This window comes from Streptomyces sp. NPDC004658, from assembly GCF_040609555.1.
Lineage (GTDB): Bacteria > Actinomycetota > Actinomycetes > Streptomycetales > Streptomycetaceae > Streptomyces.
The window spans coordinates 1-1,714 of sequence record NZ_JBEXKG010000379.1; the positions used below are offsets into that span (position 1 = coordinate 1).

Here is a 1,714-nt window from a genome sequence, read left to right on the forward strand (position 1 = left end):
GTTCAGGGCCTGGGCGGTGGCACGGCGCTCGGGGCCGTGCGGGCGGAGCAGCCCGGGAGCCATGCCGACCAGCCAGGCCCAGGCGCCGGCGGCCAGGGCCAGCCCGACGTGCCCGGGGACCTGGCCGGGGGTCTGCGGGGCGAACAGCGAGGCGGAGCTGATGAAGGTGAGGACCACGTTGCCGGGCGGTCCGATCCGGGTGGCGTCGCACACGGTCTTCTGGATCGCCGCGAGGACGGCGCCGACGGTGACGAGGACGACGGCGTTCGTGGTGAGCGCCGCGGCGAGCAGGGAGACGGCGAGGCCGCCGACCATGCCGAGCACGACCCAGGCCAGGGCGCGGGCCCGCGCGGCGTAGGGCCGGTTGTGGCCGTAGAGCGCGCACAGGGAGCCGGCCATCGTGTACATCGCGAGGTCGAGGCGGCCGAGCGCGAGCAGGGTCAGGTTGGGCGGGGCGACCGCGGCCACCACGCTCAGCGCGGGCTTGAACCAGATGTCGGAGGGGCGCCCGAGGCGGAGGGTTGCGGCGAGGGGAAGACGGTGGGGGGTCGCACTGCTCATACCCACAAATTTAGCATGTGTTTTACTCGTGAAATAGTGCGCCGAGGGCCTGGTCACCCGCCGTGCTCCCACGCATGCTCCCCGTGTACCCCCTTGCGCTCGCGTACGCTCCGCCGGCAGCGGGCATCGCACCCTCGACCCACCGTCGAGCGTGGAGGTGCGCGTGCACGGACCGGTGTCGATCGCCTGGCTGCTGGTCGCGCTGTGCGCGCTGACCGGGGCCTACTGCCTGCTGCGGATGCGCAGCGGTGTCGAGGAGCAGCGCCGGGCCGCGGGCGGCGAGGCGCTGATGGGCTTCGGCATGGCCGCGATGGCCGTCCCCGCGGCGGTCTTCACGCCGCCGGGGTGGGCATGGCCGCTGTACGCGGCCGTGTTCGGCGCGGCGGCCCTGCGCGCGCTGTGGGCCGTGCGCCGAGGAGCGCGCGGCGCCCCGCACCATCTGCACCACCTGGTGGGCAGCGCCGCGATGATCTACATGGCCGTGGCGATGGCCGCGTCGCCGCCCGCCGCCCACCACGGGCACGGCGGCACCGGTGTGCCCCTGCTGACCGGTGCGCTGCTGCTGTACTTCACGGGCTATGTGCTGCTTGCCGGTGCCCGGCTGGTGCCCGCTCCCGCCCCGGCGGGCGCGGCGGGCCCGGCCGGCTGGGGCGACCGCCCCGAGCTGGCCCGGGCCTGCCGGCTGTCGATGGGGATCGGCATGGTGGCGATGCTGCTGGCGATGTGACGGGCGGACTCCGCAGGACGTGGGCGCGGGCGTCACGGTCGGGAACGCGCGAACCCCCGCCTCACCGTCCGAAGCCGGATACCCGGGCGCCGCACGGCGGAACGCACGCGTTGCCTGCGTCACTTCGGCGCCGTGGACCGTACCGCCGAGCGGCCTCGCGCTCATAGGGTGCTGCCCATGATGGTCCCCGTGGCCCTGCTGCTGCTCGGCGCCCTGACCGCCGTCGTCGCCCCGCGGCTGCTCGACCGGGCCGACTGGCCGGACCGCGAGCCGGTCGTCGCCCTGTGGGTGTGGCAGTGCGTCGTGGCGGCCGTCCTGCTGTGCTGCGCCCTGTCGATGACCCTCAGCGCGGCGGCGGCCTGGCAGGCGGTGCGCGGGCACGTGTTCGCCACGGCGCCGCGCGCGGTCGTGGACGCCTACGCCCTG

At 75.3% G+C, this 1,714-nt stretch carries 1 protein-coding gene and 2 pseudogenes; 2 read left to right on the forward strand and 1 reads right to left on the reverse strand.

The window, feature by feature from the left end; all coding sequences use genetic code 11:
- Window positions 1–561, reverse strand: a pseudogene (locus ABZV94_RS41470) (FUSC family protein); the annotation flags it as partial.
- 163 nt (window positions 562–724) lie between these two features.
- Between ABZV94_RS41470 and ABZV94_RS41475 the strand changes: the two are divergent.
- Together ABZV94_RS41475 and ABZV94_RS41480 are read left to right on the forward strand one after the other, a co-directional pair.
- Window positions 725–1,288, forward strand: a complete 564-nt coding sequence (locus ABZV94_RS41475) for a DUF5134 domain-containing protein (RefSeq protein WP_356350262.1) — start codon at window positions 725–727, stop codon at window positions 1,286–1,288.
- A gap of 177 nt (window positions 1,289–1,465) precedes the next feature.
- Window positions 1,466–1,714, forward strand: a pseudogene (locus ABZV94_RS41480) (M56 family peptidase); the annotation flags it as partial.